Origin of the sequence: uncultured Erythrobacter sp., assembly GCF_947502395.1 — a bacterium.
Lineage (GTDB): Bacteria > Pseudomonadota > Alphaproteobacteria > Sphingomonadales > Sphingomonadaceae > Erythrobacter.
Genome location: NZ_CANMZM010000003.1, coordinates 787,784 through 801,148 on the forward strand (window position 1 = coordinate 787,784; position 13,365 = coordinate 801,148).

The window sequence follows — 13,365 nt, forward strand, 5'->3', positions numbered from 1 at the left end:
ATTTTTGGAGCGCTGTGACGGGAAGCGAGAGGCGCGCTTCTTCAAGCTTCAGCCGGCTTGCTTTGTGCCACTCTGCCTTTGGTCTTCAATGCTTGCCAAAGCCAGCAATGCGCCGACTATCGCTATATTCTTGAAGAAAAGCGAGAGTTCAAGGGCTTGGACTTCTCCAGACATTTCCCAGAACCGGTGGAACAGGACGTTTGTGGCAAGAGTGAATACCGCGAGCCCTAGGGCGGCCCATCCGGCAAATCGGGTGCCCAGTGCGAGCGCAAGGCCAAAGATCAACTCAAGATCAATTGTTCCGACCAAGAACAGCAGCGGGGGCGTGAGGATTGTCGCTTCGATTGTCGCAAGGGTGGTATCGAAATTCAGGATCTTGTTCACCCCGCCCAAGATGAAAAGCGAGGCCAACCCCGCTCTTCCAATGGCGTAGAGAATGCTGCTGGTTTGGTTTGTCATGTCAGTTTGCAGCTATTCCCTGTTGGGTGAGGGTGACTGTGTTCACCCATTCGTGAATCTCGGTGATCTTGTGATCTTCGTCGAGAGTGATTTTGAATACATATCGGTTGCGATAGGGTGCGCCCGTTGCCTCAAGCCGCAGATCGCCATTGGCTTCCATCCAGACGGTCTTTCCATCGTCACCCACGCTGTAAGTCCTGTCAGAGAACACGATGTTCTCGTAGTTCTGAGTGACGAGGCTGAAATACGCGACAGCCGGGAACGTGCGGATCGAGGCATCGTCGGTCTTGCCCGATGGGTTGAACATCGCATGGATCGGCGCGCCTTCGACCATATGGGCCTGAGCCGAGGCCAGATCTTCGGTAGCAACCGCCTCGAACAAGGGAATTACGACGGATTGCACGGGATCGGCATCACCGGTTTCGGCGAATGCGGCAAATGGGGTCGATGCGGCAAGAACCGCGGCAGTCAGTTTGAGTTTGAGCATTGAGGGGGTCCTTTGAGGCTGGTAGAGGAAGAAAGGAATCAATTGTACGATATTCGTAGTATATAATACGAAAGTCGTATTACAAGGGGATTGTCCGTTCCGATGGCAAATGACCACGCCGCGCGCCTTCACTCGCATATCAATTCGCTCATCAACCTCTTTCTGGTGAACGAGCAGAGCTTTCCCTCGGCTCAGGGCCGGATGCGCTACAGTCCCCTGGATTTTCAGACAATTCGGTTTGTCAGCACCAATCCCGATTGCCCGGCTAAAGCGATTGCGGATGCATTGGGCGTTGCTCCTACCACGCTGCAATCGGCTTTGGATCGGTTGATTCGCAAGGGATATCTGGAGCGCGGTCCTCACCCGCAAGATGGGCGTGCCAAGGTCCACCGCCTTACCCCAGACGGGCTAGAGCTTCGCGCAGCAATTGAGGCTCAGGATCTTGAGAACATGCAGTTCCTGCTCGATCCACTGACTGCGCGCGAAAGAGAGACGTTGCTCAAAATCATGGAAAAGGTGAGCGCCAAGGTCGATGCGGAGGCCTAACCTTCGCGCTCTTTTGCGAATTCGGTAGCGATTGAAGCTATGAACGCAATTCTGCGATCAACTGTCGGAAGCGACAGTATTGATGCGAGTTCTATTGCCAACTCTCAAAACGCGAGGCGTCCGGCATGTTCAAATCAGTTTCAATTGGCCTCTTACTTCTTGGATTGGGCATTAGCGTGCCCGTCACTGCTCAAACCAATGGCAATTCCTACCTTCAAGAGGCAAACCAGCTCACACCTCAAGATGAGCAGGCGATCCGCCAGGTGATTGCACGGCTAAACCATGCCTTGGATGCCGAAGACTACTCACTCTATGGAAGTTTTTTTGCCGATGACGGCGTGTTCGTGTCCGGATTTGGAGATGCAGTCGGCCCAGGCAACGTGGCAAAAGCACTAGAGCAAGTGCGCCCCTTTATTAGCAATCGTCGGCACTCCGCGAGCAATCTTGTCATCAGCGGCGATAGCGAACAGGCTATTGTCACGTCCTACTTGATCGTTTTTGAGCGGGTTTCATCGCTTGAGTATGTCGGTTCGGCGGTGAACGTGGACACATTGGAGAAGCGTGACGGAGTCTGGAAAGTTGTGCGCCATGATTCAACTCTCGATCCTGCCACCCAAAAGTACATCGAAGAGCTGATGTCGGGTGAGAGCGGTGGCTAACGCATTAGGCTACACAAGAAAGCCGGAGCTCGAGTCCTCCGCGCAACACCCCCTACATCTTGAGTCCCGCTTTTGCGGGCGGACTCAAGATTGTGTGGGGCCCCGTTTTGTTCCTCGGTTCACTTAGGGGCGTTTACGAAGCATTAACCATAAGGCCTCAGAAACTAAGCGCTTGACGCGGAGTCCAAAGGGACTCATCCCCTGTGGATAAGTTTGACGGTACCTTTTTTTGGGGCAGATTATGGGCGTGATGGAAACAACAAAGCAGCGAACAAAACGCGGGGCAAAAGCCACCCCGCAGGACGTGCGCGGGCTCCTGCCACTCGGGCAAATCCTCGATGGCGATTGCATCGAAGCCATGCGCTCTTTGCCCGACAATTCCATCGATCTTGTCTTCGCAGATCCACCCTACAATCTGCAGCTTGGCGGCGACCTCAATCGTCCCGATGGTTCCGAAGTGGACGCGGTGACTGACCATTGGGACCAGTTCGATAGCTTCCGTTCTTATGACGAGTTTACAAAAGCTTGGTTGATTGAAGCGAAGCGAATTCTGAAGCCTGACGGCGCCCTTTGGGTGATTGGCAGCTATCACAATATCTACCGTGTCGGCGCAATCTTGCAGGATATCGGCTTTTGGATTCTCAACGATATCGTGTGGCGCAAGACCAATCCGATGCCCAACTTCAAAGGCACGCGCTTTACCAATGCACATGAGACGCTCCTTTGGGCCTCGCAGGGAGAGAAGTCGCGCTATCATTTCAACTATCGCGCGATGAAAACGCTCAATGACGAGCTGCAAATGCGCTCCGATTGGGTGCTACCGATTTGTTCAGGCAATGAGCGGCTCAAAGAGAACGGCTCCAAAGTTCATCCTACGCAAAAGCCGGAAAGCTTGCTCTACCGCGTGCTCCTCGCCACTACAGAGCGAGGGGACGTTGTGCTCGATCCTTTCTTTGGAACGGGCACAACCGGTGCGGTGGCCAAGCGTTTGGGCCGAGAATGGATCGGCTGCGAGCGTGAGGGCACTTACCGCAATGCGGCGCTCAAACGCATTGAAAAAGAACTGCCACTCGATGAAAGCGCGCTCACCACAATGCAATCAAAGAAGGCCGCCCCGCGTGTTGCCTTTGGTGCTGTGGTCGAAAGCGGGCTGATCAAACCAGGTTCGCAAGTGTTCGACAAGAAGCGCCGCTGGACCGCGACCGTGAGGGCAGACGGTTCGCTTGATTGCAATGGTCAGGTGGGCTCAATCCATGGCCTTGGCAAAGACCTCCAAGGCGCGCCAAGCTGCAATGGCTGGACCTTTTGGTACTATGAGGATGGCGGCGAGATGAAGCCGGTCGATGCCGCACGCGAACTCTACCGTCTCGCGAACGAGGACTAGCATCCTACACAAAAGGCGCTTCATCGAAAACCATGAATCGTTATCGCCTGCCTTGCACGGCTCGCCGATCCTGTAGTCAACCGTTCAGATTACCTCTTCGTAATTGCGTGATCCCTCGCGCAATCCCCTAACTCTCGCGCGTGGGTTTAGGAGAAGAGAAGACCCATGAAACACCTTTCAAATCTCACCTTCGTTCCGGTTGTTATGGCCGCCATTGTTGCTGTCCCCGCGGCTGCACAAGACGGCGCACAAGAAGGCCCATACATTGGCCTTAGCGGCGGTGTCTCGCTGCCCAGTGACAGTTCCAATTCAGGCACATTCGATGCAGGCGTTCCCGAAACCGATGACTTTGGTTCAATCCCGGAGGGCACCGATCTTGCGTTGGAAACTGACTTTGACACTGGCTACACGATAAGTGGCCAAGCCGGATATGCCTTTAACAATGGCTTCCGCGTTGAGGTCGAAGCCGCATATTCCGAATATGACGTTGATAGCCACGAGGGGCTATTGGTCGGCGGGGCCAATATCGACGGTGTTGATTCCGCCGTTCTCACGCGCGGCCCGGCCGACGCGGGCAATCCAACCGTTGGAGACGTGCTTGCCGATGGGCAGGGCGATGTCTCCAATTTCGGCGTGTACGGCAATGTCTTCTACGACATTCAAACTGGCAGTGGGTTCAAGCCCTATGTTGGCGCTGGCGTCGGCTATCAGTGGGTGGATGTTGATTATGCGCCATCCGGCGTGGAGGTCGGCGACGACGATGATGGTGTCTTTGCCTATCAATTGATGGCCGGTGCGAGCTATGCGGTGACGGACACCGTCGAGCTTTTTGGACAGTACACTTTCCGCGACACGACAGAGGATGCGGACATTCCTCTTACCCTGTTGCCCGCCACTCTGGGTGTTGAAAGCCAACAGTCGTTGCTTACCGCTGGAGTGCGCGTGCGATTTGGCGGCTAAGAGCCCAGTCTCATTCAAAGCGAAAGGGCCGTGCAGGGATGCGCGGCCCTTTTTCGATGGGCCCAAGGCAGGGGGTAATTGAGGGTGGCTTCTGTCCTACAAGCCACCGCTTTGCTAAAGCCCATGGCCATGCATCAAACAGGCTCCTTTACGACCGCTTCAATGGCGATTTAGGGCCGAAAAACCTTTTGCCTTTAGACAGTGTCTCAAGTGTCTCAAACCGGAAGAGATCAGAACGCTTATGAGCTCCAATATTTATCTTCACCCAGTTGGCCTTGCGCTTGGTCCACAAAGCGAATCCACCGGGGACGGTCCAGGAGCGATCCGGCTCGCTGGCACGATGGCCTATGCCAGCCGCTTTGTGCTTATCGTGCGCGAAGAGGGAAAGGTAACGCACCGCCGGGTCTTCGGCTTAAGTGATGCAGCTGAAGCTTTGGATGAACCTGGAGGGACGCTGGCCCGCGAAGCGCAAGTGCAGTGGGCGAACCTTCAAAAGGTTCACGATCCCTTGCCATTGGGGGAGCGCACCGTCCGCCTCGATCAGCCACAGGTCATGGGTGTGCTCAATGTAACACCAGACAGCTTTAGCGACGGTGGCGAATGGCTAGAGAAGCCCGATGCAGGGGCGGCCCATGCGGCGGCAATGCTCGAAGCCGGCGCATCCATCATCGACATTGGCGGAGAAAGCACGCGGCCAGGAGGCAACGCGACCTTTGAGGGTGATGAGATTGATCGGGTAGTCCCGGCGATTGAGTATTGCGCACAAATGGGCGCTGCGATCAGCGTCGATACAAGGCGGGCGGGCGTGCTGGAGGCGGCGCTTGGCAAGGGGGCGCATATGGCCAACGATGTCTCTGCCCTGCGTTATGACCCACGCATGCTCGAGCTAGTCGCGAGTGCAAAATGCCCGGTCGTGTTGATGCACGCTCCGGGGACCGGCGAAGACTTGCATTCGTTAGAGGGCTTGAGCGGAGGCGAATACAAGGATGTGGTGAGCGATGTGTTCGACACACTTCATCACCAGCGCGCCAAGGCGATTGCTGGCGGTATTGCGGAGGAGCGGATCATGATCGATCCGGGCATCGGCTTCGGCAAATCTCTTGCTGATAACCTTTTACTTATCAATGCTTTACCGCTTTTCCATGCATTGGGAAGTCCGCTGCTTGTCGGGCTAAGTCGCAAGCGCATGATCGGCGCGCTGAGCCGTGAAGAGCCCCCGCATGAGCGGCTTGGTGGATCGATTGCCTTGGCCATGGCGGCAATGAATGCTGGCGCGCATATGCTGCGGGTGCATGACGTGCCTGAGACGGTTCAGGCGCGCAATGTATGGCGCGGGCTGCGCGATGCGGCTCTGACCGACTTTAGCCTGCTGCCGGGTATGTGATTGCCGTTAGAGGGTGAACCCGCCGTCGCTAACCAATACATGGCCAGTGATGTTGGAGCCCGCATCGCTGAGCATGTAGAGGATGGTTCCGGCTATTTCCTCTGAAGTTGCAAAGCGTTGATTCGGCGTTGTCTTGGACATGCGCTTGATGGTTTCCTCGCGGCCAATCGCTTCGACAGAGCGGTTGAAGTCGTCTCCGCCCTCCCAGATGGCGGTGTCGACCCCGCCCGGAGCGATGGCATTGACGCGGATGTTGGCGGAGGCGTTCTCCATCGCGGCAATGCGAGCCATGTGTGCGACGGCGGCTTTGGCAGGGCCATACGGGCCAATGCCGGGAACTGGCTTCACACCGGTCGAGGAGCCGGTGACAACCACGCTGCCGCCGCTGCCCTTTTCATTGGCCTTGATCGCTCGCAAAGCGGCGCGCAGCGTCAGGAAGGCCCCATCGAGGTTCACATCCATAACCCTGCGCCACTCGGCGAATTCGAGGTCTGCCACCTCGCCAAATCCACCGATCCCAGCGTTGACGACAGCATGATCGAGGTCAGCAAGCTTGGGCTCCAGCCCGTCCCACAAGGCTTCATCGGCGACGCTTCCTTTGATGGCTTCAACTTCGCAGTCGAGGTTGAGTGCAGCGAGCCCCTCGGCATCAACATCGACGAGGAACAGCTTTGCCGCTCCGCGTTCTGCAAAGAGCTTCGCACAGCCAGCGCCAATGCCCGAAGCTGCGCCTGTAACGAGTGCCGTGCGGCCGGCGAAGTCTTTGAGAGTGGTCATGACGAGCGCGCTAGAACCCGCTTCGCCAATGATCAAGCATCCGATCTTTTGCGCTGCTCTGGAGTCATTTCTAACAGCAGGAAATCAGGGGTAAAAACGGCTCACCGCAAAGGTCGAAAAAAGATGTAACCAAGTTCGAAAAGGGGGCGAACCCATGCACGAGGCGCGTGTGAGAACGGCGTGTCTTGATAGTCCCCGAACGTCCTCAGGAGTTTTTACATGACCTTTACCTCTTCCCACCGCATAGCACTGACCCTCGTTTCTGGCGCAGGTGCGATCGTCCTTCCAATGACATCCGCAGCCGCTCAGGAAGTTGACGGCGGGGTTTATGTTCGCGGTGGAGTGGGCATCACTCTGCCCAGTGATTTTGATCTTGATGGTATTCAAGCCCCCGAAGGCCTATCGCCTGGCGTTGCTGGTGCCCCCGCCAATGTCGACATCGACCTCGACAGTGATGTCACGCTCTCGGGAGCTATTGGCTATCAACTTCCGACCGTTCTGTTCGGCGCTATCCAGCCCAGCTTTGAACTTGAGTATACCTATGCCAGCCCCGGCGTTGACGGTGGTAGTTTTAACGGCGGCGACCAGACCTTCGGAGGTGAGGTTGATGTTCAGACATTCACTGTGAACTATCAGGCCGATATCATCCATTCGGATAACCAGCGACTGACCCCGTTCTTTGGCGGCGGCATCGGGATCGCTGATGTAGACAGCAGTGTTGCATATTTCCCGGCAACCGCAACCGCGCCAACCTTCACTGTGGCCGACGACGACACAGCGTTCGTCTATCAGGGTGATATCGGTCTTCGCTATGATGTCACAGATGCGATCGCATTGGATGCTCGAGCACGATATCAGAGAGTGGATGGCGTTGATCTTGAGCGCCGGTTCATCGGCGGCGGTGCGAACGATTTCAGCTCGGATCTCTCAGGTGATTACGAAACTGTCAGCTTCGTCGCAGGAGTTCGCTATAACTTCTAAGCGGTGCCTGGCTGGCTAAGCTGCATTGTCGATGCCGAGGTCGCTCAGCTTGCGATAGAGCGTAGAACGCCCAATCCCAAGCCGTCGGGCGACCTCGGTCATCCGTCCTCGATAATGACCGATGGCCAAGCGGATCACATCGGCCTCGATCTCTTCAAGCGGGCGCAGATTGCCGTCCTCTGTGTAGAGCATCACACCTACACCTTCATGCTGAGCCGAGCGGGTCGAGCATTCTAGTTCACCGATCATTTCGGAAAGCTGTGGGAAGCTGTCGGCGGTCAGCGTATCGCCCTCGCAATAAACGGCCGCCCGGAACAGGACAGATTGCAACTGACGCACGTTGCCCGGCCAGTCATATGCGGCAAGGAGCGCAAGTGCGCTGTCAGAAATTGACAGATGCGTCAGACCGGGTTGCTCACCAATGCGGGTGAGAAAATGCCGGGTGAGGGCCGGGATATCGCCGGTGCGCTCTCGCAAAGGTGGCAGTTGCACGCGGGTGGCACCGAGCTTGCCTGCGAGGGCTTTGTCAAACACACCGCCATCGACAAGCTGCTGGAGGCTCATATTGCTGGCTGACAGAATACGGACATCGACGCGGAAGCCGTGAGCGGCACCAACCGGGCGCACGATACCGGTCTCAAGCCCATCAAACAGGCGCTCTTGTACAGCTATGCTCAGCCGATCGATCTCGTCCAAAACAAGAGTGCCACCATCGCAATGCTGAAGCGCGCCGATCTGACGGTCAAAAGCACCGGGGAAGGCGTTGGGCTCGTGGCCGAACAACACAGATTCGATAGAGTTTGGAGGAACGCTAGCGATATTGACGATGCGCAGAGACTCTTTGGAGCGCGGTGACGCGGCATGCATGGCACGCATCAGCATCTCTTTCCCGGTCCCGCTTTCGCCTTCGATTAGCGAGTGGTTGTGACCTCGGGCCGCCTTGGCGGCTTGCGCGAGAGCGGTACGAAACGGCGGTGCCGTGCCGATCATCGCGTCGAAATCGAGGCTCGCCGACATCTTCTCGGTCAGTGGAGCAAGCTCATCGCGTGGTGCTTCTCTCGTGGTGACCGCGCGCAAGGCTTCCATCAGCCGGTCAGGAGAGACTGGCTTCACGAGATAGTCACTGGCCCCCGCACGCATCGCTTCGACCGCAAGCAAAGGAGAAGCGCTGGTGGTAAGCATGAGAATAGGGAGTGCAGGTCGACGCTCTTTAAGCTCGGCTATAAGCGAACATGCATCATCGCCTGGGACCCATTGATCGAGAAGGATAGCAGAAAGCTGCATCCCTTCGCGTGTGCCCAGCATTGCGATGGCAGTCTCCGCATCACTGGCAACGACCGTGCGCCAGCCGTCACGCGCGGCGATTGCAGAAATCAAGCGACTTTGGGCGGGCTCATCATCGATGAGCATGACGATGCGCGTATCGAGGTCCGATTCGTCGTGCAAATCTGTGCCACCCGCACGAGCGTCATCGGTGTGTACGCCCGACAAATACTCAGGGTGTTCATCGCTTTGCGCCATATATTCGGCCCTGATTCCTTCAAGCCCCGGCCATCGCCCCGGGGTGAGACGTGTTGTTGGCATAAAGGAGGCGGGTAAAGACGGAATTAAGGCTGTTGCGAGTTGTCACTCTTCAGACCATTCTCTGTTCGGTTCGGAACAACAAACACCCGTGATGGGTTGAGCAAGTGCTTGCCCTTCGATAGTGGGCTACGGGAACAAATGACGAGCGATCACATTCCATTCGCAACACTGTTCGATTTGGGGCGCGATTGAAGGATCGTTCGAGGGAAAGTTAGCTAAAGGGACAAGTTACAATGTCGGTCAATGATATGGATCACGCACGCTCCACATACGCGGGCTTTATGGGAGCGCTCAAATGGGCAATTCCGCTCATCGCGATCATCACATTTATCGTCATTGCGCTGATCGCGCCGTAAAGGCGCAGCCTCAATGAAAATTGCTGTTCTGAAAGAGCGTGCCGCTGGCGAAATGCGGGTGGCTGCGACCCCTGAAACGGTGAAGAAATTCATCGCTTTGGGCAATGAGTTTGCGGTCGAGAAAGGCGCTGGCCTTACTGCCTCGATTCCCGATGAGGCCTATGCTGAAGCGGGGGCCACGGTCGGAACGGCTGCTGCGACCGTCAAGAGCGCAGACATTGTACTGGGTGTGCAGGCTCCCGAGGTCGCCAATCTCAAGGGTGCCAATGCCGGCGCCTGGGTAGCGGCTCTATTCGGCCCATTTCAGAACGGCGATCTGCTGGATGCCTATGCCAAAGCGGGTTTCGAAGCGCTTTCGATGGAATTCATGCCGCGCATCACCCGCGCGCAGTCGATGGATGTTCTTTCGAGCCAGTCCAACCTCGCAGGCTACAAGGCCGTTTTGGCCGCCGCGGATACCTATGGCCGCGCTTTCCCAATGATGATGACAGCAGCTGGCACGGTTCAGGCCGCGCGATGCTTTATCATGGGCGTGGGCGTCGCAGGCCTTCAAGCCATCGCGACGGCGCGGCGCTTGGGAGCGCAGGTTTCGGCGACAGACGTGCGCTCAGCCACTAAGGAACAGATTGAAAGCCTTGGCGCGAAAGCGATTTTCGTGACCGAAGTCGAAGGCATCGAAGGCGAAGGTTCGGGCGGTTACGCCACCGAGATGAGTGATGAGTATAAGGCCGCGCAAGCCAAGCTTGTCTCTGAGCACATCGCCAAGCAGGACATTGTGATTACCACCGCCCTGATCCCAGGCCGCGCGGCGCCCGTGCTGATCACGGACAAGCAGATCGCTACGATGAAGCCGGGCAGCGTGATCTATGACTTGGCCGTTGCCCAAGGCGGCAACGTCGAAGGCTCTAAGCCAGACAAAATTGTCGAGAAGCACGGTGTGAAGATCATCGGCTACTCCAATACGCCTGCGCATCTGGCAGCAGATGCATCGGCGTTGTTCGCGCGCAATCACTACAACTTCCTCTCCGCATTTTGGGACGCCGAGACCGGCAAGCCTGAACTCGACGAGGAAATCGGCGATGCGATCCGTCTGACAAAGGGTGGCGAAATGGTGAACGAGAGGCTTCAGGGGTGATGGCGGCCATGTGGCCTTTCATTCTGCCTGGGGCGCTTCTTGCCAGCGCCGCAGCCTGCGCAGGGCCGGGGGAAACTGTCCCAGTGCTCTACACCTATGACGATGTGATTAGTGGTGCTCAACTGAGGGCTGAGGCAGGTGTGGTTATCGGAGCGATCTTCAACCCTTGTGGTACGACCCCGGCGATGCAGCCGACCATTGATCGGTTCGAGCTGTTTGTTGAGAGCCTTCCGGCAGAGGCACAAAAACTCGACATGGCGATTGCCCGTGCGGACTATGACTATCAGATGTCGCTCGTTGATATCGCTTGTCCGGATTTCACGGAGCAGGAAACTCTTGAATACGAAAAACTCGAAATCTCAGTAGCTAACAGCGTGCTTGATAGAATGGATCGGCTGGTGACGCCTGTATCCGGACAGGACAAATAATGGACTTTATCTCAATCCTATCCATCTTCGTGCTGGCGTGTTTCGTCGGTTACTATGTGGTGTGGTCGGTGACACCCGCATTGCACACGCCTTTGATGGCTGTGACCAATGCGATTTCTTCGGTGATTATCGTCGGCGCGCTTATCGCAGCGGCTGAGGCGACGAGCCCGCTTGCCAAGTGGCTGGGTCTTGCTGGCGTGGTGATGGCCTCGATCAATATCTTTGGCGGCTTTGCCGTAACGGAGCGAATGCTCGCCATGTATAAGAAGAAGGAGAAGAAGTGATGAGCTTCTCGCTTCTCGCAGCTTCTGCTGAATTCGCTCCGGTGGAGTGTGTTGCCGACTGTACACCAGAGCAATGGGCGGCCCAAGGACTGCTTCATGGCCCGATGCAAGAGTCTGTGGCAGCACTCGCCTACCTTGCAGCAGGCGTCTTCTTCATCCTTGCGCTTCGTGGGCTTTCATCGCCAGCTTCAAGCCGTGCGGGTAACCGTAATGGCATGATCGGTATGGCGATTGCTCTGGTGACGACGCTGGTCACCCACGACATTGCCAACATTGTCGAGATCGGGATTGCGATTTTCTTGGGCGCAATCATTGGCGTCACTATCGCGCGTAAGATCGCCATGACGGCAATGCCTGAACTGGTTGCGGGCTTTCACTCGCTTGTAGGCTTGGCGGCTGTGGTCGTCGGCCTTGCAGCGTGGCTTAACCCGGGTGCATTTGGCATTCTGGACGAGGCTGGTCAGATCCTTGTCGTGAGCCGCGTGGAGCTGGGACTTGGCATCGCAATCGGTGCGATTACTTTCTCAGGTTCGGTTATTGCCTTCTTGAAATTGTCGGGCCGGATGAGTGGTTCTCCCATCCTCTTGCCACTTCGACACTTCATCAATCTGGGTACGCTTGCCGCGATCCTTGGCTTGATCACAGCCTACGCTCTGAGTGGCGCTGGCGGTCCGGGCGAAGGAATGTTGATCATCTGGATCACCATTCTTGCTTTCCTCATCGGTTTCCTCCTCATCATCCCGATTGGAGGCGCGGACATGCCAGTCGTTGTCTCCATGCTGAACAGCTATTCCGGCTGGGCGGCAGCGGCCATGGGCTTTACCCTGGGCAACAGCGCCATGATCATAACCGGCGCGCTTGTCGGCTCATCGGGTGCGATTCTTTCCTATATCATGTGCCGCGCCATGAACCGCAGCTTCATTAGCGTGATTGCGGGTGGCTTTGGCGCGGATGCGAGCGCTGGCGGCGGCGGAGAGCCCCGCGAGCAGCGTCCATACAAGCAGGGTAGCGCCGACGACGCAGCATTCATGCTGGAGCAGGCCGAGAAGGTCATTATCATCCCCGGCTATGGTATGGCGGTGGCACAGGCTCAGCATGTGCTGCGCGAAATGGCAGATGCGCTCAAAGAGAAGGGCGTTGAGGTCAAGTATGCAATCCACCCTGTCGCTGGGCGGATGCCGGGTCATATGAACGTGCTTCTGGCAGAGGCGAACGTGCCTTATGACGAAGTGTTTGAGCTTGAGGACATTAACTCAGAGTTCGCGCAAACCGATGTCGCCTTCATCATCGGCGCAAACGACGTGGTTAACCCAGCGGCGAAAACCGACAAGAGCTCGCCAATCTACGGCATGCCCGTTTTCGATGTGGACAAGGCCAAGCAGGTCTTCTTCATCAAGCGCTCTATGGGCGGCGTAGGCTATGCTGGCGTCGATAACGATGTGTTCTACATGAACCAGACCGTGATGCTTCTGTCTGATGCCAAGAAGATGGTCGAAGAGATCGTGAAGGCGTTGGACTGATTATGGGAATGCGGCTCCTCGGTATTTTGGTCGCTATAGCCCTGATCGGTGCGGGCGTATGGGCCTTCACCCGCGACGGCGGGATATTGCAAACCGTTACGGAGGAGCGCGTTGAAGGCGCTCTGCTTGCCAACGGTATGCCACTACCGATGGCGGAGTGTATGGCGCCGCGCCTCACGGAGAGGCTCAGCATTGAGCAACTGCAGAAGCTGGAGAAGCTTGGCCCTCAAGGCGGTGAAGCGGTCATACCCGAATCCCGCTCAGAAGCCATCGCACGCCTTCGCCGGGTCGAAGACAGCGAGGCGGTCTCGGCGCTCATAGGCACTGCCACCAGCTGCGGCATCGAGCTCATTGGCAAGACATTGTAGGCACTCCGCGCTTGCATTCTCCCGATCGCTTGGCAAACTGCTAGGTGAAGAGG

16 protein-coding genes are annotated in these 13,365 nt (G+C 56.8%); 12 read left to right on the forward strand and 4 right to left on the reverse strand.

Annotated features, from left to right (window positions below; all coding sequences use genetic code 11):
• Positions 1-48: 48 nt before the first annotated feature.
• Both Q0778_RS15000 and Q0778_RS15005 read right to left on the reverse strand, forming a co-directional pair.
• The gene (locus Q0778_RS15000) at positions 49-459 is read right to left on the reverse strand and encodes a DoxX family protein (protein ID WP_298337160.1); all 411 of its coding nucleotides are present in this window, start codon (positions 457-459) and stop codon (positions 49-51) included.
• Position 460: 1 nt separating this feature from the next.
• Positions 461-946, reverse strand: a complete 486-nt coding sequence (locus Q0778_RS15005; RefSeq protein ID WP_298302001.1) for a hypothetical protein — start codon at positions 944-946, stop codon at positions 461-463.
• Positions 947-1,048: 102 nt separating this feature from the next.
• Between Q0778_RS15005 and Q0778_RS15010 the strand changes: the two genes are divergently transcribed.
• The 5 genes from Q0778_RS15010 to folP all read left to right on the forward strand — a co-directional run bounded on the left by Q0778_RS15010 (position 1,049) and on the right by folP (position 5,879).
• Positions 1,049-1,492, forward strand: coding sequence for a MarR family winged helix-turn-helix transcriptional regulator (locus Q0778_RS15010; RefSeq protein WP_298302003.1), 444 nt, complete (start codon positions 1,049-1,051; stop codon positions 1,490-1,492).
• Positions 1,493-1,617: 125 nt separating this feature from the next.
• The gene (locus tag Q0778_RS15015; RefSeq protein WP_298337162.1) at positions 1,618-2,151 is read left to right on the forward strand and encodes a nuclear transport factor 2 family protein; all 534 of its coding nucleotides are present in this window, start codon (positions 1,618-1,620) and stop codon (positions 2,149-2,151) included.
• A gap of 241 nt (positions 2,152-2,392) precedes the next feature.
• Positions 2,393-3,535 (forward strand): site-specific DNA-methyltransferase, encoded by a 1,143-nt coding sequence (locus Q0778_RS15020; RefSeq protein WP_298337165.1) that lies wholly within the window; start codon positions 2,393-2,395, stop codon positions 3,533-3,535.
• Positions 3,536-3,700: 165 nt separating this feature from the next.
• Positions 3,701-4,495 carry an outer membrane beta-barrel protein gene (locus Q0778_RS15025; RefSeq protein WP_298337168.1) on the forward strand — a complete coding sequence of 265 codons (795 nt, stop codon included), beginning with the start codon at positions 3,701-3,703 and terminating at the stop codon, positions 4,493-4,495.
• Between the two features lie 241 nt (positions 4,496-4,736).
• Positions 4,737-5,879, forward strand: a complete 1,143-nt coding sequence (gene folP, locus Q0778_RS15030) for a dihydropteroate synthase (protein ID WP_298337170.1) — start codon at positions 4,737-4,739, stop codon at positions 5,877-5,879.
• Positions 5,880-5,885: 6 nt separating this feature from the next.
• On the opposite strand, the gene Q0778_RS15035 is transcribed toward folP, so the two are convergent.
• Positions 5,886-6,656 carry an SDR family oxidoreductase gene (locus tag Q0778_RS15035; RefSeq protein ID WP_298337173.1) on the reverse strand — a complete coding sequence of 257 codons (771 nt, stop codon included), beginning with the start codon at positions 6,654-6,656 and terminating at the stop codon, positions 5,886-5,888.
• Positions 6,657-6,875: 219 nt separating this feature from the next.
• On the opposite strand from Q0778_RS15035, the gene Q0778_RS15040 reads away from it, so the two are divergent.
• Complete coding sequence (locus Q0778_RS15040) at positions 6,876-7,637, forward strand: outer membrane beta-barrel protein (RefSeq protein WP_298302018.1); 762 nt, start codon at positions 6,876-6,878, stop codon at positions 7,635-7,637.
• Positions 7,638-7,652: 15 nt separating this feature from the next.
• On the opposite strand, the gene Q0778_RS15045 is transcribed toward Q0778_RS15040, so the two are convergent.
• Entirely contained in the window at positions 7,653-9,047 is a 1,395-nt protein-coding gene (locus tag Q0778_RS15045; protein ID WP_298337712.1) for a sigma-54 dependent transcriptional regulator, read from the reverse strand.
• Between the two features lie 407 nt (positions 9,048-9,454).
• On the opposite strand from Q0778_RS15045, the gene Q0778_RS15050 reads away from it, so the two are divergent.
• From Q0778_RS15050 to Q0778_RS15075, 6 genes are all read left to right on the forward strand, one after another.
• Entirely contained in the window at positions 9,455-9,577 is a 123-nt protein-coding gene (locus tag Q0778_RS15050; protein ID WP_298302020.1) for a hypothetical protein, read from the forward strand.
• A 13-nt stretch (positions 9,578-9,590) separates the two neighbouring features.
• Positions 9,591-10,712, forward strand: a complete 1,122-nt coding sequence (locus Q0778_RS15055; RefSeq protein WP_298337176.1) for an NAD(P) transhydrogenase subunit alpha — start codon at positions 9,591-9,593, stop codon at positions 10,710-10,712.
• Between the two features lie 8 nt (positions 10,713-10,720).
• Complete coding sequence (locus Q0778_RS15060; protein ID WP_298337179.1) at positions 10,721-11,140, forward strand: hypothetical protein; 420 nt, start codon at positions 10,721-10,723, stop codon at positions 11,138-11,140.
• Positions 11,140-11,424 carry an NAD(P) transhydrogenase subunit alpha gene (locus Q0778_RS15065; protein ID WP_298302026.1) on the forward strand — a complete coding sequence of 95 codons (285 nt, stop codon included), beginning with the start codon at positions 11,140-11,142 and terminating at the stop codon, positions 11,422-11,424. Before Q0778_RS15060 ends, Q0778_RS15065 begins: the two co-directional genes overlap by 1 nt.
• Before the next feature lie 104 nt (positions 11,425-11,528).
• Positions 11,529-12,944 carry an NAD(P)(+) transhydrogenase (Re/Si-specific) subunit beta gene (locus tag Q0778_RS15070; RefSeq protein ID WP_298337715.1) on the forward strand — a complete coding sequence of 472 codons (1,416 nt, stop codon included), beginning with the start codon at positions 11,529-11,531 and terminating at the stop codon, positions 12,942-12,944.
• Positions 12,945-12,946: 2 nt separating this feature from the next.
• On the forward strand, positions 12,947-13,312 hold the full coding sequence (locus tag Q0778_RS15075; RefSeq protein ID WP_298302029.1) for a hypothetical protein: 366 nt from the start codon (positions 12,947-12,949) through the stop codon (positions 13,310-13,312).
• Positions 13,313-13,365: the final 53 nt, after the last annotated feature.

Bases quoted from the DNA above. Each gene is read 5' to 3' on its own strand.
- Q0778_RS15000 (WP_298337160.1), bottom strand. From the start codon at position 459: ATGACAAACCAAACCAGCAGCATTCTCTACGCCATTGGAAGAGCGGGG.
- Q0778_RS15005 (WP_298302001.1), bottom strand. From the start codon at position 946: ATGCTCAAACTCAAACTGACTGCCGCGGTTCTTGCCGCATCGACCCCA.
- Q0778_RS15010 (WP_298302003.1), top strand. From the start codon at position 1,049: ATGGCAAATGACCACGCCGCGCGCCTTCACTCGCATATCAATTCGCTC.
- Q0778_RS15015 (WP_298337162.1), top strand. From the start codon at position 1,618: ATGTTCAAATCAGTTTCAATTGGCCTCTTACTTCTTGGATTGGGCATT.
- Q0778_RS15020 (WP_298337165.1), top strand. From the start codon at position 2,393: ATGGGCGTGATGGAAACAACAAAGCAGCGAACAAAACGCGGGGCAAAA.
- Q0778_RS15025 (WP_298337168.1), top strand. From the start codon at position 3,701: ATGAAACACCTTTCAAATCTCACCTTCGTTCCGGTTGTTATGGCCGCC.
- folP (WP_298337170.1), top strand. From the start codon at position 4,737: ATGAGCTCCAATATTTATCTTCACCCAGTTGGCCTTGCGCTTGGTCCA.
- Q0778_RS15035 (WP_298337173.1), bottom strand. From the start codon at position 6,656: ATGACCACTCTCAAAGACTTCGCCGGCCGCACGGCACTCGTTACAGGC.
- Q0778_RS15040 (WP_298302018.1), top strand. From the start codon at position 6,876: ATGACCTTTACCTCTTCCCACCGCATAGCACTGACCCTCGTTTCTGGC.
- Q0778_RS15045 (WP_298337712.1), bottom strand. From the start codon at position 9,047: ATGCTCATCGATGATGAGCCCGCCCAAAGTCGCTTGATTTCTGCAATC.
- Q0778_RS15050 (WP_298302020.1), top strand. From the start codon at position 9,455: ATGTCGGTCAATGATATGGATCACGCACGCTCCACATACGCGGGCTTT.
- Q0778_RS15055 (WP_298337176.1), top strand. From the start codon at position 9,591: ATGAAAATTGCTGTTCTGAAAGAGCGTGCCGCTGGCGAAATGCGGGTG.
- Q0778_RS15060 (WP_298337179.1), top strand. From the start codon at position 10,721: ATGTGGCCTTTCATTCTGCCTGGGGCGCTTCTTGCCAGCGCCGCAGCC.
- Q0778_RS15065 (WP_298302026.1), top strand. From the start codon at position 11,140: ATGGACTTTATCTCAATCCTATCCATCTTCGTGCTGGCGTGTTTCGTC.
- Q0778_RS15070 (WP_298337715.1), top strand. From the start codon at position 11,529: ATGCAAGAGTCTGTGGCAGCACTCGCCTACCTTGCAGCAGGCGTCTTC.
- Q0778_RS15075 (WP_298302029.1), top strand. From the start codon at position 12,947: ATGGGAATGCGGCTCCTCGGTATTTTGGTCGCTATAGCCCTGATCGGT.